The organism is Nocardia sp. CA-151230 (assembly GCF_050942175.1).
Lineage (GTDB): Bacteria > Actinomycetota > Actinomycetes > Mycobacteriales > Mycobacteriaceae > Nocardia.
In genome coordinates this window covers 5,464,899-5,487,688 of record NZ_CP192061.1, presented here as the reverse complement: position 1 = coordinate 5,487,688, position 22,790 = coordinate 5,464,899, and the positions used below count along the sequence as shown (strand labels likewise).

General features: G+C 67.7%; 18 protein-coding genes. 12 read left to right on the top strand and 6 right to left on the bottom strand.

Annotated features, from left to right (window positions below; all coding sequences use genetic code 11):
• Nucleotides 1-31: 31 nt before the first annotated feature.
• Nucleotides 32-814 carry a cyclase family protein gene (locus ACQP1O_RS26060; RefSeq protein WP_433561085.1) on the top strand — a complete coding sequence of 261 codons (783 nt, stop codon included), beginning with the start codon at nucleotides 32-34 and terminating at the stop codon, nucleotides 812-814.
• A gap of 58 nt (nucleotides 815-872) precedes the next feature.
• Here ACQP1O_RS26060 and ACQP1O_RS26055 read toward each other — a convergent pair whose 3' ends face one another.
• Nucleotides 873-1,466, bottom strand: a complete 594-nt coding sequence (locus tag ACQP1O_RS26055; protein WP_433561084.1) for a TetR/AcrR family transcriptional regulator — start codon at nucleotides 1,464-1,466, stop codon at nucleotides 873-875.
• 204 nt (nucleotides 1,467-1,670) lie between these two features.
• Here ACQP1O_RS26055 and ACQP1O_RS26050 point away from each other — a divergent pair, with 204 nt between their 5' ends.
• Nucleotides 1,671-3,746, top strand: a complete 2,076-nt coding sequence (locus ACQP1O_RS26050) for an alkyl/aryl-sulfatase (protein WP_433561083.1) — start codon at nucleotides 1,671-1,673, stop codon at nucleotides 3,744-3,746.
• A gap of 193 nt (nucleotides 3,747-3,939) precedes the next feature.
• Here ACQP1O_RS26050 and ACQP1O_RS26045 read toward each other — a convergent pair whose 3' ends face one another.
• Together ACQP1O_RS26045 and ACQP1O_RS26040 are read right to left on the bottom strand one after the other, a co-directional pair.
• Nucleotides 3,940-4,740: a DUF2127 domain-containing protein gene (locus tag ACQP1O_RS26045; RefSeq protein ID WP_433561082.1), complete on the bottom strand. Its 801-nt coding sequence runs from the start codon at nucleotides 4,738-4,740 to the stop codon at nucleotides 3,940-3,942.
• A gap of 62 nt (nucleotides 4,741-4,802) precedes the next feature.
• The gene (locus ACQP1O_RS26040) at nucleotides 4,803-5,942 is read right to left on the bottom strand and encodes an XRE family transcriptional regulator (RefSeq protein WP_433561081.1); all 1,140 of its coding nucleotides are present in this window, start codon (nucleotides 5,940-5,942) and stop codon (nucleotides 4,803-4,805) included.
• A 245-nt stretch (nucleotides 5,943-6,187) separates the two neighbouring features.
• Here ACQP1O_RS26040 and ACQP1O_RS26035 point away from each other — a divergent pair, with 245 nt between their 5' ends.
• The gene (locus tag ACQP1O_RS26035; RefSeq protein WP_379385993.1) at nucleotides 6,188-6,493 is read left to right on the top strand and encodes a hypothetical protein; all 306 of its coding nucleotides are present in this window, start codon (nucleotides 6,188-6,190) and stop codon (nucleotides 6,491-6,493) included.
• A 57-nt stretch (nucleotides 6,494-6,550) separates the two neighbouring features.
• On the opposite strand, the gene ACQP1O_RS26030 is transcribed toward ACQP1O_RS26035, so the two are convergent.
• Nucleotides 6,551-7,444 (bottom strand): PAC2 family protein, encoded by an 894-nt coding sequence (locus ACQP1O_RS26030; RefSeq protein ID WP_433561080.1) that lies wholly within the window; start codon nucleotides 7,442-7,444, stop codon nucleotides 6,551-6,553.
• A 116-nt stretch (nucleotides 7,445-7,560) separates the two neighbouring features.
• On the opposite strand from ACQP1O_RS26030, the gene metH reads away from it, so the two are divergent.
• The 4 genes from metH to ACQP1O_RS26010 all read left to right on the top strand — a co-directional run bounded on the left by metH (nucleotide 7,561) and on the right by ACQP1O_RS26010 (nucleotide 14,128).
• Complete coding sequence (metH, locus tag ACQP1O_RS26025) at nucleotides 7,561-11,139, top strand: methionine synthase (RefSeq protein ID WP_433561079.1); 3,579 nt, start codon at nucleotides 7,561-7,563, stop codon at nucleotides 11,137-11,139.
• An 80-nt stretch (nucleotides 11,140-11,219) separates the two neighbouring features.
• On the top strand, nucleotides 11,220-12,929 hold the full coding sequence (locus tag ACQP1O_RS26020; protein ID WP_433561078.1) for a serine/threonine-protein kinase: 1,710 nt from the start codon (nucleotides 11,220-11,222) through the stop codon (nucleotides 12,927-12,929).
• A gap of 57 nt (nucleotides 12,930-12,986) precedes the next feature.
• The gene (locus ACQP1O_RS26015; RefSeq protein WP_433561077.1) at nucleotides 12,987-13,682 is read left to right on the top strand and encodes an HAD family hydrolase; all 696 of its coding nucleotides are present in this window, start codon (nucleotides 12,987-12,989) and stop codon (nucleotides 13,680-13,682) included.
• A gap of 74 nt (nucleotides 13,683-13,756) precedes the next feature.
• Entirely contained in the window at nucleotides 13,757-14,128 is a 372-nt protein-coding gene (locus ACQP1O_RS26010) for an MmcQ/YjbR family DNA-binding protein (protein WP_433561076.1), read from the top strand.
• Nucleotides 14,129-14,175: 47 nt separating this feature from the next.
• Here the strand turns inward: ACQP1O_RS26010 and ACQP1O_RS26005 are convergent, their stop codons facing one another.
• Entirely contained in the window at nucleotides 14,176-15,300 is a 1,125-nt protein-coding gene (locus ACQP1O_RS26005) for an epoxide hydrolase family protein (RefSeq protein ID WP_433561075.1), read from the bottom strand.
• Between the two features lie 117 nt (nucleotides 15,301-15,417).
• Between ACQP1O_RS26005 and ACQP1O_RS26000 the strand changes: the two genes are divergently transcribed.
• A complete protein-coding gene (locus tag ACQP1O_RS26000) occupies nucleotides 15,418-16,410 on the top strand; it encodes a helix-turn-helix transcriptional regulator (RefSeq protein ID WP_433561074.1) in 993 nt (330 codons plus the stop codon).
• On the opposite strand, the gene ACQP1O_RS25995 is transcribed toward ACQP1O_RS26000, so the two are convergent.
• Nucleotides 16,395-17,309 (bottom strand): toprim domain-containing protein, encoded by a 915-nt coding sequence (locus ACQP1O_RS25995; protein WP_433561073.1) that lies wholly within the window; start codon nucleotides 17,307-17,309, stop codon nucleotides 16,395-16,397. The genes ACQP1O_RS26000 and ACQP1O_RS25995 overlap by 16 nt on opposite strands.
• A 303-nt stretch (nucleotides 17,310-17,612) precedes the next feature.
• On the opposite strand from ACQP1O_RS25995, the gene ACQP1O_RS25990 reads away from it, so the two are divergent.
• From ACQP1O_RS25990 to ACQP1O_RS25975, 4 genes are all read left to right on the top strand, one after another.
• Nucleotides 17,613-18,512: a HalD/BesD family halogenase gene (locus ACQP1O_RS25990; RefSeq protein WP_433561072.1), complete on the top strand. Its 900-nt coding sequence runs from the start codon at nucleotides 17,613-17,615 to the stop codon at nucleotides 18,510-18,512.
• A 14-nt stretch (nucleotides 18,513-18,526) separates the two neighbouring features.
• Complete coding sequence (locus ACQP1O_RS25985) at nucleotides 18,527-19,357, top strand: class I SAM-dependent methyltransferase (RefSeq protein ID WP_433561071.1); 831 nt, start codon at nucleotides 18,527-18,529, stop codon at nucleotides 19,355-19,357.
• A 68-nt stretch (nucleotides 19,358-19,425) separates the two neighbouring features.
• Nucleotides 19,426-20,787 carry an NAD(P)/FAD-dependent oxidoreductase gene (locus ACQP1O_RS25980; RefSeq protein WP_433561070.1) on the top strand — a complete coding sequence of 454 codons (1,362 nt, stop codon included), beginning with the start codon at nucleotides 19,426-19,428 and terminating at the stop codon, nucleotides 20,785-20,787.
• A gap of 190 nt (nucleotides 20,788-20,977) precedes the next feature.
• Nucleotides 20,978-22,780 carry a choline/carnitine O-acyltransferase gene (locus ACQP1O_RS25975; RefSeq protein WP_433561069.1) on the top strand — a complete coding sequence of 601 codons (1,803 nt, stop codon included), beginning with the start codon at nucleotides 20,978-20,980 and terminating at the stop codon, nucleotides 22,778-22,780.
• The last annotated feature ends 10 nt before the right edge of the window (nucleotides 22,781-22,790 follow it).

Here is a 22,790-nt window from a genome sequence, read left to right as displayed (position 1 = left end):
ACCGGTCGTCGGAGGGAGCTCGATCATGCTGATGCGCCGAATCATCGACCTGTCCGTCCCGTTGCAAGCGGGTATCGCATCGGATCCGCCCGGATATCTACCCGAGATCGACTATCTGGACCATCAACAGACACGCGAGGACATGCTGGCGTTCTTTCCTGGTGCGCAGGTCGACGACCTGCCCGACCGAGAGGGGTGGGCTATCGAGCGGGTCCGGATCAGCACCCATAACGGCACCCATGTCGACGCCCCATATCACTATGCGTCGACGATGGATGGCGGCAAGCGGGCCATCACTATCGATGAGGTTCCGCTGGAGTGGTGTTTCGGGCGTGGCGTCAAGCTCGACTTCCGGCACTTGGACGACGGTTACGTCGTCACTCCCGAGGACGTCGACAACGAACTCGACAGGATCGGCCACACGCTGCAACCGCTGGACATCGTCATGGTCAATACCAGTGCGGGCAGCCGATACGGTCAGAACGATTACGCGGTCAAAGGGTGTGGCATGGGCCGCGAGGCGACTCTGCATCTGCTGCGCCAAGGCGTACGGATGACCGGTACCGACGCATGGAGCTGGGATGCGCCGTTTCTGTACACCGCACGCCGCTATGCCGTCGACCATGATCCCACCATCATCTGGGAAGGGCACCGTGCGGGGCGGGAGATCGGCTACTGCCACATCGAGAAGCTGCACAACCTGGAAGCGGTTCCTGCTCATGGCTTCCAGGTGGCGTGCTTCCCGGTGAAGATCCATCGCGCCTCGGCCGGGTGGACTCGCGCGGTGGCGATCCTCGACGAGGGCGAGGGTTGAGCATCGGCTGTACTTTCACCCGATTCGGGTGAGAAGAATCGATCGGTGCTCGGTCGGTTCAGCGCTCGAGGGTGAGCATGGCGGTGAGCGCGCGGCCGACCGCCTCGGAGGCGGCGCGTTTGGACAGGCCACGCCGGTCCATCAGGTGGTGGCGGTACGGCCAGCCCACGGTGGCGTCGACGAGATCGAGCAGCTGCTCGCCCTCGGCGTGGTCCAGTTCCGGTGCGAAGGCACGGGTGAGCGCCTCTCGAATCCGCTTGTCGGTCAACCGCATCCGGGTGTCCACCGCCGGGGTGCGCAGTGATTCGATGAGCCCGAGCACCCGGGGCTCGCGCTGCAGCGTGAAGATGGCTTCGCTCTGGCGCACCACCGCCTCGATGCGCTGGGCCAGTGGCAGTTCCGGGTCGATCTCGCCCAGCAGCGCCTCGACCTGCTCGGACTGCTGATCCACCGCCGCTGTGATCAGCGCTGTCCGGGTCGGGAAGTGCACGAAGATACTGCGTTCCGACACTCCGGCGCGCTCGGCGATGCTGCGGGTGGTGGGGTCGAACTCGCCGTCGTGGACCGCCGACAGCAGGCCCTCGATGATCGCCCTGCGGGTCTGTTCCGGGTTGCGCCGCCGCCGTGGGCCGTCGCCTTTGACCTCGCTCATGACGAGAATCCGATCACATCCCGCCCGAGCGTGTGCACGCAGGTCCGGCAGAGGGTTCGCGGGCTCACGGGTGGTGTCACGCACTCACTATATTGCAGTAGTACTGCAATAGTGATGTACTGTGGCGGAGACGGCAGGATGGCAGCGATTGATCGGCTACTCCTGCTGTCCGGCACATCGACCGCACGGAGACAGGAGAGCGCGATGACCGACGCGGACCTCACGAACAACGGCGACGACCGCAAGCCGGGCGGCTTCACGGTGTCGCGGCGGGGGGTGTTCGGGGTGGGTGCGGCCGCATTGATGGCCGCCGGTGTCGGAGCCGCGGTCGCAGGGTGTGACAGCAACGGTGACAACGGTTCCGCCGCCGAGCGGACCAGCAAGGATCCGGTCGATCCGAGCGGCCACATCGTCGACCAGCAGCATCGGGCGCAATCCTCATTGCCCTTCTCCGACCAGCAGGACTTCACCGACACCGACAAGGGCTTCATCGCCCGGCTCGAGCCGGACATCGTGAAGGATGTCAATGGAAAAGTCGTGTGGGACAACGATTCCTATGGCTTCATCCAGGGCACCTGCCCCAACTCGGTGCACCCCTCACTGTGGCGGCAGTCGCAGCTGGTGGTGAAACAGGGTCTCTACGAAGTGGTTCCGGGCATCTACCAGATCCGCGGTCTGGACCTGTCGAACATGACGATCATCGAGGGCAGGACCGGCGTCCTCGTCATCGACCCGCTGATCTCGACCGAGACCGCCAAGGCGGGCATGGACCTGTACTTCGCGCACCGCGGTCAGAAGCCGGTCACCGGCATGATCTACACCCACTCCCACGTCGACCACTTCGGCGGCGCCATGGGTGTCATCGGCCTGGAAGACGCTGCCTCGGGCCGGATTCCGGTGATCGCGCCGCAGGGTTTCGTGGAGCACGCGGTCGAGGAGAACGTCTTCGCCGGCACCGCCATGGCCCGCCGCTCGGCCTACATGTACGGCGCGGCGCTGCCGCGTGGTGCGAAGGGCCAGGTCGGCGCGGGCCTGGGCATGACCACCTCGGTCGGCACGGTGAGTCTCATCCCGCCGAACAAGGACGTCACCCACACCGGCCAGGAAGAGACCATCGACGGGATCAAGGTCGTCTTCCAGATCACCCCGGGCACCGAGGCGCCGTCGGAGATGAACTTCTACTTTCCCGACTTCCGTGCGATGTGCATGGCGGAGAACGCCACCCACACCCTGCACAACCTGGTAACCCTGCGCGGCGCGCTGGTTCGCGACGCGCACGTGTGGTCGCAGTACCTGACCGAGACCATCACCATGTTCTCCGACAAGTACGACGTCGCCTTCGCCTCGCACCACTGGCCCATGTGGGAAGCGGACAAGGTCACCGAATGGCTGTCGCTGCAACGGGATACCTATGCCTACCTGCACGACCAGACCCTGCGCATGCTGAACCAGGGCCACACCGGCATCGAGATCGCCGAGATGATCCAGATGCCGCCGGCCATCGAGAGCAAGTGGTACAACCACGGCTACTACGGATCGGTCAGCCACGATGTGAAGGCCATATACCAGCGCTACATGGGCTGGTTCGACGGCAACCCGGCGCACCTGTGGGAGCACCCGCCGGTCGACTCGGGCAAGCGGCACGTGGATGCCATGGGCGGTGCGAGCGGGGCGTTGAAGGTGGCCCGCAAGGCCTACTCCGACGGCGATTACCGCTGGTGCGTCCAGGTTCTCAACTACCTGATCTTCGCCGACCCGGACAACGAGAAGGCGAAGATGCTGCAGGCCAGCGCTTTCGAGCAGCTCGGCTACGGCTCGGAGAACGCCACCTGGCGCAACTTCTTCCTCTCCGGCGCCTACGAGCTGCGCAACGGCACCTTCGGCACCCCGACCAAGGCCAACTCCGCCGGCATGATCAGCGCCTTGAGCGTGGACCAGGTCTTCGACTCCGCGGCGTTCCTGATCAACGGCCCGAAGGCGTGGGATCTGCACCTGGTCAACGACTGGATCATTACCGACCAGAGCCGGACCTACCGTACCGAGCTCCGCAACGGCGTGCTCATCCACTACGTGATTCCCGCCGACTTCAAGGGTCCGGCGCCGGACGCCACCTTCACGCTGTCCCGGCTGGAGCTGATCGCCACCATGACCGGAACCAAGGACATCGTGAAGGAGATCCAGGCCGGCGCGATCAAGGTCAGCGGCGACCCGGCCAAGCTGAAGCAGTTGAAGGACGTCATGGACAAGCCCGACCCGAACTTCAACATCGTCACCCCGTAGTGATCCGCGCGGTGGAATGTCGCGGCGTGACGGGAGTTACCAGGGCGTCACGCCGCGACACACATGAATAGACATGGGGGTTACAGCGTTCCGGTTGTGGCAGAGTCGACCGTCTTCCGCGACGAACTGATCGAATCCTGGCCCACCCCGGCCCACGGTCTCGGCGTGCCCGAGTGACGCGGGCCCGGCCGGGTCAGTGTGCGCGTTGGGTGTCGATGCGTTCGGTCGGCCGCTCGGATTCGGCTGCCATGGCGGCACGTTCGACCGTCATCAAGCTCTCCGAGTGGTGTTCGGCGTAGTACTTGGCGGCACCGCCGTTGAGCCCGAACAGCGATTTGCTCCACAGCAGCCAGATCACCGCCGCCAGGTTGACGATCAGCGCCGCCGCCCGCAGGAAGGTGATCTTCTCGGTGAGCTCGTAGATCTCCAGCGGCAGGAAGATGCTGGTCGCGATGACCGCGAAGTACTCGCCCCAGCGCTTGACCAGCCAGAGGCCCACCGCCTCGGTGAGCTGGATCGCGGCATAGGCGAACAGCGCCACCGCCACCCAGGTGAGCACGGTGGGGGAGAAGGTGAACGCCTTGTCGATGCCCTTGATGATCTTGGAATGGTCGGGGTTGAAACCGATCTGGTCCGCCAGCTGGCGGATGAGCGGAAGATCCTTGTCCCAGTTGGCCTTCCAGTGCTCGCGCGAACCGCGCAGCTTCAGCACGCCCGCGCCCAGCAGGATCAGCACCAGGGCCCGGCCGATGCGCTCGGCCGCCAGCAGCCGCATGATGATCCGGTCGCGCAGCAGATGCCCGCGCGGCACCTCGGGCGCGTCGTCGGCCGGACCGCTGCGCCGCGGCTCGCCGGGCACGAAATCCCCGCAACGCAGGCAGCGCCAGGATTCACCCGCCGGGGTGGGGACGTGGAGGCGTGCCGCGAGCTCGGGCTCGGTGGGGGCGTAGGTCTCGTGCCCTCGGGCAGCGCAGGTCCACAGACTGAAGTCCATGCGCGTGAGCGTAACCGGTGGGCGCGTGCCGAGGGGTGTCCCAGCGTGCTGCGAGGGAGGTGTCAGCCCGCGGCCAGCGCGCGCAGCTGATCCAGATAGGTCCGGGTGCGCGGATCGCCGGGGAAGCGCTCGATCATCTCCCGCGCCGTCTCACCCGCGATCCATATGAGCGAGGGCAGCGAGCGGCGCTTGCCCGCGAAGGCCCGCGTGCCCTCGTCGAGGGCGAGCTCCAGATTGCGATCGCGGATGGCGACCACCGCCAGCGTCAGGTGCGCCTCGGCGACCCGCATGGGTTTGCGGATGCTGCCGTCGGGGCGGGTGGAGGTCAGGATCACCTGCCGGGCATAGTTTTCCGCGAGCCGGTCGTCCCCGGCTACCCGGCAGCAGTCCATGGCGTAGAAGTCGAACTTCTGCGGATCGACCACGAAGTGATTGTCCAGATCGGACGGATGCTCGATGGTGTCCAGAATCGAACGGCCCTGGGCGAGCGCCTTTTCCACCTCGCCGCGGTCACCCAGCCGTGCCCACGCCTTGGCGCGCTGTGCGGCCAGCTGGACGCCGACGCCCAGGCGGTCGGTGGTGGTGTGCGCGGCCTCGGCGGTCTCGATGGCGCCCCGGTAGTTGGCCTGTGTGAGTGCGAACCAGGCGGCCATTTCGGCTCCCCAGCCGATGATTTCGGGATGCTCGGCCTCCTGGCCGAGGGAGAGCGCGGCCCGGCGGGTCGCCTCGGCGGCGGTGCGCCAGCCGAGATCGTAATCGACGCAACCGACCAGGAGGGCAACCCATCCCGCCAGCACCAGGACTTCCCGATGCTGCGCGAGAGTCAAGCGACCGTCCAGTAGTGAAGTGATCCGCCGCAGCCACGCCGTGCCCTCGGCATGCAACTCGTGTGGATCGGCGCACGGGTACTCCGAACACAGCCGATCAGCGGTGATGCGAATGGCGTCGAGCGTAGAGGCGGACACATCGGACATACGTAGCCGCCCAATGAATTCCAGCGTGTCCATCCCCGTGGCCGAGAGCATCTCGTCGTCCCGATTGGGCCGCGCCTTGGGAAAGAAGGCGGCAGTCACCGTATCGAAAGCCGCCGCGATGATCGGAGAGTAGAAATCGTCCGGCCTCGATTCCCCGGACTCCCAGCGCCGCCAATTGCGCAGAAGTGTGCTGTCCGTTGGCAGATTGTGGCTCGATTTACCCCGCATGGCACGGACCGCATCGGCTTGCGACCACCCCCGAGCATCACGTTCGGTACGCATTCGGACAGCCCAGACAGGTCGATCGTCACCGGCGGACACGCTCTGTAGTATCTCACCAGTTAACGAAGGATGGACCCGGATAGGGCATCTCGATGTCACTGGGTTGACATCTGCAATTGCATTCGTGATTACGCCAAACTGTTCAACAGGGCACATTCATGACAGCGATCCCCAATCCAACGGAGGTTCGGGTGGAAGCGTTGATCTATGGGTACGTGCGTGACGATCTGGCCGACGGCCGCAGCGAAGAGCTGGAGAACGCCATGTGCGGGCTCGCTCAGTCCGCCGGCCTCTGCTTCGCCGCCACGTTCCATGAATCGACCCCCGGCGATGGCACCGCGTTCGCGGAGCTGACGGCCGAACTCAAGCGTGCCGATGCCCACCACGTGGTGGTGCCGTCGCTCGATCACCTTGCGGGGCAGACCATTCCGCGCGACCTGCTGATCGCGAAGCTGGCACACGAGGCCTCCGTCAAGATCTGGGCCGTAGAGCACTAGCCGTCGAAACGAACGCCGCACCTGCGCCGGAACGCAGGTGCGGCAATGGTTTCGGTGTCAGAGACCGAAGCCGCCCCGCCCGCGGCGGCGCAGGTACTTCTCGAACTCGGCCGCGATGGCGTCACCATCGATCTTGGCCATGGCGTCGTTGATGTCGACTTCGGCATCGCCGCGCTCCTCGAGCGAGCGCACGTATTCGGCGATCTCCTCGTCGCCCGCGGTCATCTCGTTGACCGCGCCCTCCCACTCCTCGGCCTGCTCGGGCAGACCGCCGAGCGGCACCTCCACATCGAGGACGTCCTCGACCCGGTGTAGCAGGGCGATGATGGCCTTGGGGTTGGGCGGCTGGGAGACGTAGTGCGGCACCGCCGCCCAGAAGGAGATGGCCGGGACACCCGCGCGCACGCACGCGTCCTGCAGCACTCCGGTAATACCGGTCGGTCCCTCGTAGCGGGTCTGCTCCAGGTTGAAGCGCTCCGCGGCTTCCTTGTTGTAAGCAGTCCCGGTGACCGGAACCGGCCGGGTGTGCGGGGTGTCGGCCAGCAGCGCGCCCAGGATCACCACCGTGGACACCCCGAGCTGCTCGACGAATTCGAGGATGTCCTTGCAGAAGCTGCGCCAGCGCATATTCGGTTCGACGCCCCGCAGGAGCACGACGTCCCGATCGCTGCCCGGAGGCGAGCAGACCGACAGCATGGCCGAGGGCCACTGGATCTCGCGGGTCACCCCGTCCACCTGCCGAACCGTCGGCCGGTTCACCTGATAGTCGTAATAGTCCTCGGAGTCGAGCTCGGCCAGCGGCTGCGCGTCCCAGATCAGTTCCAGATGCTCGACCGCGCCACTGGCGGCGTCGGCCGCATCGTTCCAGCCTTCGAAGGCGGCCACGAGCACCGGATCCCGCAGCGTAGGCAGGTCCGATTCGGGTGGCACCGGGGATTCACTGGCGTTCACCCGGTCAGCCTACGGTGTGCGTAGACACAGTGTGCATGCGACGCGCAATGTGGGAGTTGGGGTAGCACCCCACACCGGCGCAGGGATTGTCGGCGTCTCCCACTACTCTTGAGTACATGTCTGTACGCAGCCGCGCCGAATTCGACACCACCCTCTTGGACACGCTCAGACGGCGTGTCGTGATCGGGGACGGTGCGATGGGCACGATGCTGCAGGCCGCGGATCTCACTCTCGACGATTTCCGCGGCCTCGAGGGATGCAACGAAATCCTCAACGACACCCGCCCCGACGTGCTGCGCCATATCCACCGGGCCTACTTCGAGGCCGGCGCCGATGCCGTCGAGACCAATACCTTCGGGTGCAATCTGCCCAACCTGGCCGATTACGACATCGCCGACCGCATTCGCGACCTGTCCGAGCGCGGTACCCGCCTCGCCCGCGAGGTGGCCGACGAGATGGGGCCGTCCGCCGACGGGACTCCCCGGTACGTGCTGGGTTCCATGGGCCCGGGCACCAAGCTGCCGACCCTGGGCCACGCGCCCTACGCCGCCCTGCGCGACGCCTACAGCGAGGCCGCGCTCGGCATGCTCGACGGCGGCGCCGACGCCATCCTGATCGAGACCTGCCAGGACCTGCTGCAGGTCAAGGCCGCGGTCACCGGCAGTCACCGGGCCATGGACCAGGCCGGGCGCCGGATCCCGATCATCACGCACGTGACCATGGAGACCACCGGCACCATGCTGGTCGGCTCCGAGATCGGTGCGGCGCTGACCGCACTCGAGAAGCTCGGCATCGACATGATCGGGCTGAACTGCGCCACCGGTCCGGACGAGATGAGCGAGCATCTGCGGCATCTGTCCAAGCACGCGCAGCTGCCGGTGTCGGTCATGCCGAACGCCGGTCTGCCGATCCTGGGTGCGAACGGCGCGGAATACCCGCTCACGCCGGAGGAGCTGGCGGTCGCGCTGAGCCAGTTCGTGTCCGAGTTCGGGTTGTCGCTGGTCGGTGGCTGCTGTGGCACCACGCCCGAGCACATCCGGCAGGTGGCCGAGGCGGTGCGCGAGGTCCAGCAGGCCAAGCGGGATCCGGTGCACGAGCCGAGCGTCTCGTCGATCTACAGCTCGGTGCCGTTCGAGCAGGACGCCTCGGTCCTGATGATCGGTGAGCGCACGAATGCCAACGGCTCCAAGGCTTTCCGGGACGCCATGCTGGCCGGCGACTGGCAGAAGTGCCTGGACATCGCCAAGGATCAGACCCGCGACGGCGCCCACATGCTGGACCTGTGCGTGGACTACGTGGGCCGCGACGGCACCGCCGACATGACCGAGCTGGCCTCCCGGCTGGCGACCGCGTCCACCCTGCCGATCATGCTGGACTCCACCGAGACCCCGGTGCTGAAGGCCGGTTTGGAACACCTGGGCGGGCGCTGCGCCATCAACTCGGTGAACTACGAGGACGGCGCCGGGCCGGATTCGCGGTTCCAGCAGACCATGGCGCTGGTCGCCGAACATGGTGCGGCCGTGGTGGCGCTGACCATCGACGAGGAGGGCCAGGCGCGCACCGCCGAGAAGAAGGTGGAGATCGCCGAGCGCCTCATCGCCGACATCACCGGCAACTGGGGGCTCGACGAGTCCGACATCATCATCGACACGCTGACCTTCACCCTGGGCACCGGCCAGGAGGAGTCGCGGCGCGACGGCCTCGAAACCATCGAGGCCATCCGTGAACTCAAGAAGCGGCACCCGAATGTGCAGACCACGCTGGGGCTTTCCAACATCTCCTTCGGCCTGAACGCGGCCGCGCGGCAGGTGCTCAACTCGGTGTTCATGAACGAATGCGTCGAGGCGGGCTTGGATTCGGCCATCGTGCACGCCTCGAAGATCCTGCCCATGTCGCGGATTCCGGAGGAGCAGCGGCAGACGGCGCTGGATCTGGTCTACGACCGGCGCACCGAGGACTACGACCCGCTGCAGAAGCTGATGGCGCTGTTCGAGGGCGTGTCGGCGGCCTCGTCGAAGGCGTCGCGAGCCGAGGAACTGGCGGCGCTGCCGCTGTTCGAGCGGCTCGAGCGGCGCATCGTGGACGGCGAGAAGGCCGGCATGGACGCCGATCTGGATGCCGCCATGGCCGAGGTGCCGCCGCTGCAGATCATCAACGAGACGCTGCTGGCGGGCATGAAAACCGTTGGCGAGCTGTTCGGTTCGGGGCAGATGCAGCTGCCGTTCGTGCTGCAGTCGGCCGAGACCATGAAGACCGCGGTCGCCTACCTGGAACCGCACATGGAGGCCACCGACGATTCCGGCAAGGGCCGCATCGTGCTGGCCACCGTCAAGGGCGACGTGCACGACATCGGCAAGAACCTGGTGGACATCATTCTGTCCAACAATGGCTACGAGGTCGTGAATCTCGGTATCAAGCAACCGATTTCGACGATCCTGGATGCCGCCGTGGACAAGAAGGCCGATGTCATCGGCATGTCCGGGCTGCTGGTGAAGTCCACCGTGGTCATGAAGGAGAACCTCGAGGAGCTCAACAGCCGCGGTGTCGCGGAACAGTTCCCGGTGCTCCTGGGCGGCGCGGCACTGACCCGCGCGTACGTGGAGAACGATCTCACCGCGGTCTACGACGGCGAGGTGCACTACGCGCGTGACGCCTTCGAGGGCCTGCGGCTCATGGACGAGATCATGACCGTCAAGCGCGGCGGCGCGGCCGACCCGGATTCTCCGGAGGCCATCGCCGCCCGGGAGAAGGCCGCCGAGCGCAAGGCCCGCCACGAGCGGTCCAAGCGGATCGCCGAGCAGCGCAAGGCCGTCGAGGTGCAGGTCGAGGTGCCCGAGCGCTCGGATGTGGCCGCGGAGCTGCCGGTGCCGACGCCGCCGTTCTGGGGTTCGCGCATCGTGAAGGGCCTGTCGGTCAACGAGTACTCGAGCCTGCTCGACGAGCGGGCGCTGTTCCTGGGTCAGTGGGGCCTGCGCGGCCAGCGCGGCGGCGAGGGGCCCTCCTACGAGGAGCTGGTGGAGACCGAAGGCCGTCCGCGCCTGCGGTACTGGCTGGACCGGCTGACCGCCGAGGGTGTGCTGCAGCACGCCGCGGTGGTGTACGGCTATTTCCCGGCCGTGTCCGAGGGCGACGATGTGATTGTTCTCACCGAGCCGAATCCCGATGCGCCGGAACGCTTCCGGTTCACATTCCCGCGTCAGCAACGCGACCGGTTCCTCTGCATCGCCGATTTCATTCGCTCGCGCGAGCACGCGAAGCAGACCGGTCAGGTGGATGTGCTGCCGTTCCAGCTGGTCACCATGGGTAAGCCCATTGCCGACTTCGCCAATGTGCTGTTCGCGGGCGACAATTACCGCGACTACCTCGAGGTGCACGGCATCGGCGTGCAACTCACCGAGGCACTCGCCGAGTTTTGGCACCGCCGGATTCGGGAAGAGCTCACACTGGAAGGACATTCGGTCGCCGACGAGGATCCCGCCGATGTGTTGGATTACTTCAAACTCGGATACCGTGGCGCACGGTACTCGTTCGGCTACGGTGCCTGCCCGGATCTCGAGGATCGGGCCAAACTCGTGGAGCTGCTGGACGCCGGCCGGATCGGAGTGATCTTGTCCGAGGAGTTGCAACTGCATCCGGAGCAGTCCACGGATGCGTTCGTACTGCTGCACCCGGAAGCCAAGTACTTCAACGCTTAATATTCTCACCAGATTTCCGGGCTTTCGCGCAGAGTTGCAGGGGTGCTCGGCGCGAAAGCCAGCAGGAGGGGCACAACCACATGAGCGCAGACCGGCTGATTGCGGGGCGGTACCGGCTAACGGATCCGATCGGCACCGGTGCAATGGGGGTCGTGTGGCGCGCGACCGATGTTCGGCTGCGGCGCACGGTCGCGGTCAAGCAATTGCTGCTGACACCGGGGCTGACCCGGTCGCAGGCCGTCGAGGCCAGGATGCGGGCGATGCGTGAGGGACGGATCGCGGCGCGACTGCATCATCCCAACGCCGTCACCGTGTTCGACGTGGCGGAGGAGGACGGCCAGCCCTGGCTCGTCATGGAATACGTGGACGCCGTCAGCCTGGCGGCGCTCATGCGGGAGAAGGGGCGACTCGAGCCGGTCGAGGTGGCGCGGATCGGGGCCAAGGTGGCCGATGCGCTGGCCGCAGCCCACAAGGCCGGGATCGTGCACCGGGATGTCAAGCCCGCCAACATCCTGGTGGCCGACGACGGGACGGTGAAGATCACCGACTTCGGCATCTCGCGGGCCACCGGGGACGTGACTGTCACCTCCACGGGGTTCCTGGCGGGCACGCCCGCCTACCTGTCGCCGGAGGTGGCGCGGGGCGAGAACCCGGAGCCGACCTCCGATGTGTTCGCGCTGGGCTCAACGCTTTACGCGGCGGTCGAGGGGAAACCGCCCTTCGGTGAGGGCGACAACCCCCTGGCGGTGCTGCACTCGGTGGCGCGCGCCCAGGTGCCGCCGCCGACCCATGCCGCGGCCCTCGCGCCGGTGCTGATGGACCTGCTCGCGGCCGAGGGCGCGGACCGGCCGACCATGGTGCAGGCGGCGGAACGGCTGCAGGCGGTGGCGGAGGGGCGGGCCCCGGCCGCGCCGATCCAGCAGACCAAGGTGCTGCCCGCGATGAGTGCCGCTGCCGCCGTGGACGGTTCGGCCGCCACGACGGTGATGTCGACCTCGCACAGCGGCGCGCCCAGCAATGCCACCGACGCCACCGTGCACGTCGACATGGCCAGGGATGTGTCGCCGCCGCGCGGGACGGTGCCGGGCACGCCGCCGCCGGGCGCGACCGGGGGAGCGAAAACCGGTGGCGCGGACCGGAATCCGCGCCGGCTGGTGCTGGTGGCGGCCGGCGCGGTGGCCGCGCTCGTCGTGGCCGTCGTGATCGCCGTGTCGGTCAGCCACAACAGCGGTGGCGGCAACCAGCCGCTGGCGAACAACGGCGGCTCGGCCACCTCGGCGGCCTCGCCGATTCCGGCCACCTCTCCGGACAATATGGGCCAGGCCGACGGCGGCACCCAGCAGCCCGCGCGCAGCGGCGAGGCGGGTGCGGCCACCCACGCCCCGACCACCACGCCCGCGCCGACATCGTCGGTGGCGCCCACCTCCTCGGGCCGGCCGAGTACGACCACAGTGCCGCCCTCCTCGACGACACCGTTCGGCCCGCCGTCCGCGGCCTCGATGGCCTCGTTCATCCAGGGCTACTACGGCATGCTCCCCGGCAATGTCAGCGGTGCGTGGTCGATGCTGTCGCCCGGCTACCAGGCCTCCACGGGCGGCTACAACGCGTACGCGCAGTTCTGGGGCGGCATCTCGTCGGTGAGCGTGGGCGCGGTCACACCCAACGGCGACAACCGGGCGGTGGTGGCGCTGACCTACGTGTCCAAGAACGGGCAGGTGTCCACCGAGAACCGGTGGATCCAGGTCGACTCCTCGACCGGGCACCTGATGATCGCGGCCTCGGGTCTGTGATCGATCCCCGATAGGCTGAACCGGCTCCGCCCCGTGGCGGAGCCGATTTTGGTTCAGGTGGTGTGGAAGGAGTTCGAGTCGGTGGCGCGGTTGGACGCGGTGTTGTGGGACATGGACGGAACGCTGCTGGACTCGGAAAAGCTCTGGGACATGGCATTGCGCGAACTGGCCGGCGAGTACGGGAGAGAGCTGACCGACACGGTCCGGCACGCACTGATCGGCGCGTCCGGCCCGAACGCCTTCCGGATTCTGTTCGAGGGCTTGGGTATCGAGCACACCATCGAGGCCGTCGCCACGGCCTCGGACTGGATGGAGCGACGGGTCACCGAGCTGTTCCACGGCCCGGTGCCCTGGCGTCCCGGCGCGCGTGAAGCGCTGGAAATGGTGCAGGCCGCAGGCATTCCGATGGCCCTGGTCACCAACACCAAGCGGTCGCTGACGGAGTACGGCCTGAACACCATCGGCCGCGAGTTCTTCGGCGCCACCGTCTGCGCCGACGAGGTGCCCCACGGCAAGCCCGCCCCGGACGTCTATCTCCGAGCCGCCGAACTTCTCGGCGTCGCGCCGGAAAACGCGGTCGCCATCGAGGATTCGCCCACCGGCTCGATCGCCGCCCAGGCCGCCGGCTGTGCGCTGCTGGTGGTGCCGTGCGAGGTCGCGGTCCCGGACGCCCCGGGCCGGACCTTCCGCGAGAGCCTGGTCGGGCTGACCATGACCGACCTCGGAGATCTCGTCCCCGCCGGAATCGCCTGACTCCGGACCCGATAGAGCCGCCGGGGTTCCCATTCGTCCAAGGCTGCGGGTCGTTCGTCGCCTAGCCTGCGGATATGGAGAGCGTGCTGGCCTTGCTGCGGAGTGTGTGCACCGGGCTGCCCGAGGTGACCGAGCGGGTCAGTCACGGGGAGCCGTGCTGGTTCGCGGGTGGGAAGAAGATGTTCGTGATGTTCGCGGATCATCATCATGACGAGCGGGTCGGATTCTGGTGTGCGGCACCGGCGGGGGTACAGGAGGAGCTGGTGGCCGTCGAGCCGGAGCGGTTCTTCCGGCCGCCGTATGTGGGCCACCGCGGGTGGCTGGGCGTGTATCTGGACACGGCCGTGGAGTGGGACGAGATCGGGGAGATCGTCGAGGACGCCTATCGGGTGGTGGCGGCGAAACGGCTGGTGGCGGAGCTGGATCGGCGGATGGCGTCGGAGTGACAAGAACCGGCCCGGCGGCATCGCCGGGCCGGTTCACGTTTTAGGGGTCAGCGCAGAGGGCCGAAGAAGGTCTGCAGGTCGCGGGCCAGGTTGGCGGGGGCCTCCATGGCCGGGAAGTGCAGGCCGCGTTCGAATTCGGTCCAGTGGGCGTCGGCGGGGGCGGGGACGACGCGGCGGACGGTCTCGTCCGCGCCGAAGATCGCGAAGCCCTGGGGGACCGACGGGGGCGCGCCCCATTCGGTGGAGTGGGACTGCTCGTAGAGGGTGTGGGCGGCGGAGGCGCCGGAGCCGGTGAACCAGTAGAGGCTGACGGTGGTGAGGAGTTGGTCGCGGTCGATGGGGAGGTCGGTCCACGCCTCGAATTTCTCGGCGATCCAGGCCAATTGGAGCAGGGGGGAGTCGACCAGACCGTAGCCGATGGTCTGCGGGCGGGAATTCTGGATGGCCAGGTAGCCGGAACCCTCGCGGCGGAAGGCGTCCATCCGGTCCAGGATGACCTTGTCGATCGGGTCGTCGGGGTCCAGGCCGTCGGCCATACCGGGCAGGAAGGTCGCGACATTGGCGGCGGTGAGCGGGTCGGTGACCACATGGACGCCGGTGACGTGCTCGGGGTCCAGGGCCGCGACCAGACCCGAGACGCCGCCGCCGACATCGCCGCCGTGCACGCCGTAGCGGCCGTATCCCAGGCGGGCCATGAGCTCGATCCACGCGCGGGCGGCGCGGGCCATGGTCCAGCCGATGGCGCTCAGCGGCGTGGACAGGGTATAGCCGGGCAGGGATGGGGCGATCACGTGGAAGGCCGGGCCCTCGGCCGGGTCGGTGAGCAGGCCGATGAGTCCCATGAACTCGGCGATCGAGCTGGGGAATCCGTGGGTGATCAGCAGCGGCCGGGCGTCGGGGCGCTCGGAGCGGACATGCAGGAAGTGGATGCGCTGGCCGTCGATCTCGGTGGTGAACTGGGGGAAGGCATTGAGCTTGGCTTCCTGTGCGCGCCAATCGAATTCGGTGCGCCAATAGTCGGCCAGCTCGTGCAGGGCGGTTTCGGGAATGCCGCGCTCCCAGCCGGTGCCGGGCAGCTGGGCGGCCCAGCGCGCGCGGTCCAGGCGGTCGTGCAGATAGTCCAGGTCGGACTGGGGGACCTCGAGGGTGAAGGGGCGAATCTCGGTGCTCATCAGGCTGTTCCGTTCACTCGGGAGAACCTCGCCGGAGGCTCTTCATCTTCCGCTCGACACCACGGTATGGATCATTGCGAAACAGTTCGTTCCGCAATGCGCGGATACCATCGAGCAATGTTGGAGACCTCCGCCCGCCTGCTGCGGCTGCTGTCGCTGCTGCAATCCCGGCGCGACTGGACCGGGGCCGAACTCGCCGCACGGCTCGAGGTCACCCCGCGCACGATCCGCAAGGACATGGATCGGCTGCGTGAGCTCGGCTATCCGGTGGAAGCGCGGCCCGGAGTGGACGGGGGATACCGGCTCGGCACCGGTGGCGCGTTGCCGCCGCTGCTGCTCGACGATGACGAGGCCGTCGCCGTGGCCGTCGGATTACGCACCGCCGCAAGCGGTTCGGTCCTCGGCATCGAGGAGACATCGCTGCGCGCGCTGACGAAACTGCAGCAGATCCTGCCGTCGCGGCTGCGGCATCGGGTCAGTGCCTTCCAGCACGCGCTGCCTGTTCCGATGCGCGGGCCCCGGGTCGGCGCCGACACGCTGACCGCCATTGCCGCCGCATGCCGCGACCACGAACGCCTGCGGTTCGACTATCGGACCCACGCGGGCACATCCTCCCGGCGCGCGGTCGAGCCGTACCGTCTCGTCAACCACCGCCAGCGCTGGTACCTGCTGGCCTGGGATCTCGACCGCGGCGACTGGCGCACCTTCCGTGTCGACCGCATGGACCCGCGCACACCGGCCGGACCGCGCTTCACTCCGCGCCCCCTGCCACCCGACTCGGAGATCGCGTCCTACGTCGAACGCGGAATCGGCTCGGCGACGTGGCATTTCCGTGCCCGCGTGATCGTGCACGCCCCCGCCGCCCATGTCCGCGCCCGCATCCCCATCCCCATCGACATCGAGGAACTCGGCGACAACCGCTGCGCCTTCGAGCCCGGCTCCGACCACCCGGAAATGCTCGCCCTCTACCTGGGTCTGCTCGACGCCGACTTCGACATCGTCGATTCCCCCGAACTGGTCGCCGCTCTCCGCACCCTGATCGACCGCTACCAGCGTGCCGTCACCACCGGCCGAGTGACCGCCCGCGACCGTGCTCACCGCTCGCGATAGTGCTCGTCCAGCACGGGCACCGGATCCAGTTCCGACACCTGATGCCCCGCGTTGCAGTGATCGGTGAGATCCTTCCCGTCCCGCGCCTGCACCACCCGCAGCTCATCCACGCAATCGACCAGTGACTCGGCCACTTTCGCCGCATGCCGATACCCGGGCGCATCCCGATCGGCGACCACCCACACCCGATGCGCACCGCGTAGCCATTCGGCATGCTCCCGATGCCACGCGTTCGCCCCGCCCGCATTGCAGGTGGCGGTCAACCCGGCACGCGTGGCAGTGAGAACATCCGCCTCGCCCTCGCAGACGACGATGTCACGGCCGTCCTCCACGGCGTCGATCACCTCCGGCAAGTGGAACGGAAGACGCTCGAATCCGCCGTACTCCCAACCGGTTTCGGTCCGACGCTGCTGATAGAAGCTCTTCACATACCCCCGCCGATGCAGCGTCCGAACCCGGAACACGCACCCCGCCGGACTGCCATCCGGCCACCGGTAGATATACGCTGCCACCCGCCGCGACCGTCCGATCGGCGGACCGAAGTCATGCTTGTGCACCGAAAGTGCCAGCCCCGCAGCCAATATCGCCCGATCCACCAGCCCCGTCTCCACCGTCCCCCGCGTCAGCGACTCCCGCCGCTCCGCCGGCGCATCGAAAAGGTCCCGCACCCGCAGCCCGAGCCGCTCCAGCACCTCCTCGTCCGAACACCCGGCGAAACACCGGACGACCGTCCGCTGCCGCTGCCGGTTGTACACGACCCCCAGTGAAGGCCGATGCCGCCGCCCATCCGCCTCGTGAACCGGACACAGATAGGTAGTCCACTCGGTGCCGCGCCTCCCCGGCCCGGACACCCGATTCAGCGCCCGGTTGATGGTCTCCCACGATCCCTGACTGCCCATCGCGCCGGTCCTCTCACTACCGGTGTACTCCGTTGAGCAGCGTTGTCAACTGTCATGAATCCGGTTGTAGCGCAACCGGAATCAACCGCCCGAACTCCGCGTCACGCCGGTGTGGGATTGGACTCGCCCGGGCGGTGGATATCGGCTGATCCGGGTGGCGTAGAGTCGCGACGGTCGATGGTGGCTGCCATGAAGCGGATGACCCCTACCGCATGAAACCTGCTGGGGCGCAGGAATGGTGAGTATTCACAATCGGAGTGGAACTCGGGCGTGTCGGGCGTTCGAGCGGCAAGAATGGGCCGCATGGTTGCGGTCGGGGGTCGGGCAGACTCGTGGGAAGCCGATGCGGCGGCGGGCGGGGAGCCGGTGCCCGGGGTGGATGTCGGAAGGTATCCGCTGGACTCGCCGGGAAGTGCGGAGTGGCTGGCTGCGGTGGGGGCGGCGCGGGCCGAGCTGGCCGCGGATGGATGTTGCGTGTTGCGCGGGTTCATCAGGCCCGAACTGCTGAACACCTTGCGCAGCGAGGGGATGGCGTTGGCTCCGCACGCGTATTACACCGTGGAGGACGTCAACGCCTACAACATTCCCCTCGATGCCGATCTCCCACCGGACCATCCGGGGCGGATCGTGCTGCACCGCGGGAATGCGTTCGTGGCAAGGGATCTCATTCCCGCGGACGCGCTGATCCAGCGGCTGTACACCGATCACCGGTTCCAGCGGTTCGTGGCGGACTGCTTCGGGCTGGCCGAGCTGCACGAGTACACCGATCCGCTGGCGGGGTTGTGTCTCAATGTGGTCGCGCCGGGAATGTCGCATCCGTGGCATTTCGATACCAATGAGTTCACCGTCAGCATGCTCACGCAGGAGCCGGAATGCGGTGGGGTGTTCGAGTATTGCCCGAACATCCGGTCGCGGGAGGCGGAGAACCTCGCGGATGTGCGGGCCGTGCTGACCGAGGAGGGGGAGCGGTTCATCCGGCGGCTGGAGTTGCGGCCGGGGGATCTGCAGCTGTTCCAGGGGAGATTCTCGTTGCACCGGGTCGCGCCCGTGGGCGGGACGGTGCAACGGCATTCGGCGATCTTCGCCTACAGCGACGCCCCGGGACTGATCGGCACCGCCGAGCGGACCCGGCAGCTGTTCGGGCGGGTACTGCCGGATCATCTGGCCGTCGGTGAGGTCCGCGGCGATCGACTGCTCGATTGAGAGGGGACCAGCGCGTGCCGGTTTCGTTACACAGCTCCACCGGAAAAGCCTCGTTCGACGACATCTACGACCGTCCCGATCCACGCGAGTACTACGCACGCATGGCCGAATTGGATTACCAGATACCGGAATTGGCCAAGCCGCATTTCCAGCGATTACTCGCGGAGTATCGGTCGGCCACCGGCATCGCCACCCCCGCCGTCCTCGACATCGGCTGCTCCTACGGCGTGAACGCGGCCCTGCTGCGCCTGGACATCACCATGACCGACCTGGCCGCACGGTACCGCGGCCGCGACACCGATGACACCGCCGCGCTCATCGATCGTGACCGGCAGCTGCTGCACACCCAGGATCAGCTCCCCGGCGTCCGCTTCATCGGCATGGACGCCTCCCGCCCCGCCCTCGACTACGCCGGCGCCGCCGGCTTCCTTCAGGACGCCGTGCACGCCGACCTGGAATCGGGCGACCCCACCGAGGCCCAGCGCAGCACCCTCGCCGCCGCGGACCTGGTCATTTCCACCGGCTGCGTCGGCTACATCTCCGAGCGCACCCTGCTGCGGGTGGCCCGCGCCCACGGCGGAAAACTGCCCTGGATGGCGCATTTCGTGCTGCGAATGTTCTCCTTCGACCCCATCGCCGCCCACCTCGAGACCCTCGGCTATCGCACCGAACGCGTACCCGGCGTGTTCCGCCAGCGGCGCTTCGCCTCCGCGGACGAGCAGGCGCGGGTACTGAACACCCTGGCGGGCAGCGGAATCGACCCCGCCGGCGCCGAATCCGACGGGTGGCTCTACGCCCAGCTGTATCTGTCCCGGCCGAAAGTGAGCGTTGCGACCGAATATTGATCGCGTCGCACATCGAATTCACATCCCGGATTCACCTGAAAACTCCCCGCGATTGTTACGGTGAATCGGTGGCACCAGCGAAGATCGTAATTGTCGGCGGTGGTTTCGCGGGCGTCGAGTGCGCCCGATATCTGGAACGCCGAGTGCGGCCCGACGAGGCGTTCGTCCAGCTCGTCTCGCCCGATGCCGGACTGCTGTATCTCCCGCTGCTGCCACAGGTCGCCTCCGGCACCCTCAACCCTCGGTCGGTCTCGGTGTCGCTGCGCCGGATCCTGCGCCGCACCGAGGTGGTGCCGGGCATGGCGGTCGGGGTGGACCACGACACCCGGCGGGTGGTGGTGCGCCGATCCACCGGCCGCGAAACCGCCCTCGAGTACGACCATCTCGTCCTGGCCCCGGGCTCCATCACCCGGGTGCTGGACGTGCCCGGGCTCAAGGAACACGGCTTCGGCATGAAGACCCTGCCGGAGGCCATGTACCTGCGTGACCATGTGCTGCGGCAGCTGGACGTCGCCGCCCTGCGCGGCGGGCTGGACGGCGACCGGGAGCGGCTCAACTTCGTCACCATCGGTGCGGGCTACGCCGGGACCGAGACCGCCGCGGTCCTGAACAAGGTCTGCCACGCCGCCGCCAAGCGGTTCTTCCCCGAGCCCGAACGGGGCATGGTGCGGTGGCATCTGGTCACCCACGGCGACCGCATCATGCCGGAGCTGGGGGAGCGCCTCGGCGCGGAGGCGAAAAGGATTCTGGCCGAACGCGGTATCGAACTCATCTCCGGAGCGTCGGCGGCGGAGGTGACGGCCAATGGGGTGAAACTCACCAATGGGCGATTCATCCCCTCCCGCACCGTGCTGTGGACCGCCGGCGTCACCCCGAGCCCGCTGGCCGGGCACCTCGGTGCGGAAACGGACAAGGGGCGCATCATCGCCCAGGCCGACCTCGCTGTGCCCGGCCTGCCCGGGGTGTGGGCCATGGGCGACTCTGCCGCGGTGCCCGATCTGGCCGAGGGCGGCGACAAGGTGTGCGCGCCCACCGCCCAGCACGCCATGCGCCAGGGCAAACACATGGCCAGGAACCTGCTCGCCACCCTGCGCGGCGGACAGCCCGAGCCCTACCGGCATCCGGATCTGGGCATGGTCGTCGACCTCGGCGGCCGCGACGCGCTGGCCCGGCCGCTCGGCATCGGATTGCGGGGTGTCCCAGCGCAATTCGTTGCGCGCAGCTACCACCTGATGGCGCTGCGCACGGTGGTCGCCCGCGCCCGCGTGGCCTTCGACTGGACCGTGCACGGCCTCAGCGGCGACGACTTCCTGCGCATCGGCTACGGCGACTACAAGACCCACACCATCGGCGGATTCGAGCAGTCCGGCTGCTACCTGCAGGCCGACGAGGTGCCGCGGGTGCTGAAGGGGCTCGGCGATCCCGAGTGACTCCGGACTCGCATGAAAACTATTGTGGCGCAGTAAATCAATATCCCGCCCGGACCGTGTGTGGTTTCGGGCGAAAGCCTGGCGCTCGGACGGTTTCGATGACAAGAATGGGTGCTGTGACCGCCAGGGGGACGGTCACGCGTGTGCAAAGCCAGGTTGCCCCTATCCGACGACCCCACGAGGACACCCCTTGAGCGACAGCACCTTCGCCTTCGACGAGCAGCTGCCCCGCGTCCCGCTGCCCACCCTGGAGGAGAGCTGCACCCGCTTCCTGCGCTGGTGCGCGCCCCTGCTGACCTCCGACGAGTACGCCGCAACCGCGGCCGCCGTCGAGGATCTGCTGCGCCCCGACAGCCCCGCCCGCACCCTGCACGCCGATCTGCAGCGGTTCGACGAGACCCCGGGCGTGGGCAGCTGGCTCGACGAGTTCTGGCCCTCCCGCTACCTGGGCCGCCGCGACCGGATCGCGTTGAATGCGAACTTCTTCTTCCTGTTCCGCGACGACACCGCCCTCGCCTCCTCGACCAGCGCCGACCAGAGCGAGCGCGCCGCCGCCCTCATCGCCGCGGCCGTCGGCTACAAGCTGCGCCTGGACAAGGAGGAGATCCCGCCCGCCACTCAGCGCGGCACGCGACTCAATATGGCGCAGAACAAGTTCCTGTTCTCCGAGACGCGCATACCGGACGCGCCGCAGGACACCGTGCGGGTGCCCTACAGCGACGACTGGCCCGGACCCTCGGACGCCCGCCACATCGTGGTCTTCTACCGCGGCACCATGTTCCGTATGGACGTCATCGGCCCCGGCGGCGTCGCCTACACCCCCGAGGACCTCACCGACGGCCTGCGCGCCGTCATGAAGGCCGGTGCGCGCCGCGCCGCCACCAACACCTCGCCCGGGCACCTCACCACCCTCGCCCGCGCCGACTGGGCGCCGGTCTACGCGGCCCTGCGGCCGGCCAATGCCGCCGCCTTCGACACCATCGAGACCGCGCTGTTCTGCGTCTGTCTCGAGGACTTCGCGCCCCGTGACACCCTGCACGCCTGCGACCAGCTGCTGCACGGCGACAGCGGCAACCGCTGGTTCGACAAGTCGGTGTCGTTCATCGTCTTCGCCGACGGCGAGGCCGGCATCAATGTCGAGCACTGCGGCCTGGACGGCACCACCATCCTGTCCTTCGTCGACACCCTGCTCGAGGCGCCGGTGGGCGACCATGCCGAACGGTCGGGTGCGCAGGCGCAGGGCCTGCCCGCCATCGAACCCGTCGAGTTCGTCCTCGGCCCGGAGTCCAAGACCGAGATCGCCTCCGCCGCCGCGTCTTTCGCGCAGTACGCCGCCGACAACGCCACCACCACGGTGTCGTTCGACTTCGGCACCAACCGTGCCAAGCGGCTGGGCATCTCCCCGGACGCCTTCGCACAGCTGAGCTATCAGCTCGCGCACCGCCGCAGCAAGGGCCTCACCGGCGCTACCTACGAATCCATCGCCACCCGCCAGTTCCGCAACGGCCGCACCGAGGCCATGCGCGTGATCACCCCGGAGATGCTGGATTTCGTTGCCGCCATGGAGGATCCGGCCGTGGACCGGGACCGCAAACTGGTGGCCCTGCGCACCGCCGCCGAGGCACACGTGCGCCGCGCCCAGGAATGCCAGCGCGGCGAGGCCCCCGAACAGCATCTGTGGGAACTGCAGTGGATCCAGCGCCGCCGCGGCGAACAGCTCGGCGCGACGGCCCCGATGGCCTTCTACGACAGTCCCGGCTGGACCATCACCCGCGACGACTACCTGAGCACCAGCTCCGCGCCGTCGGTGAACATCCAGTACTTCGGGTTCGGCTCCACCAGTCCCAAGTGCATCGGCATCGCCTACGTGCTGCTGCCCGACCGCTGGAACCTCTACCTGGCCACGCCCAAGCACGTCGCCCAGCAGATGCACGACTTCGCCGAGCAGCTGCGCGGGGCCGTCACCGAACTCGCCGAACTGCTCACCGTATAACCGATTGCGG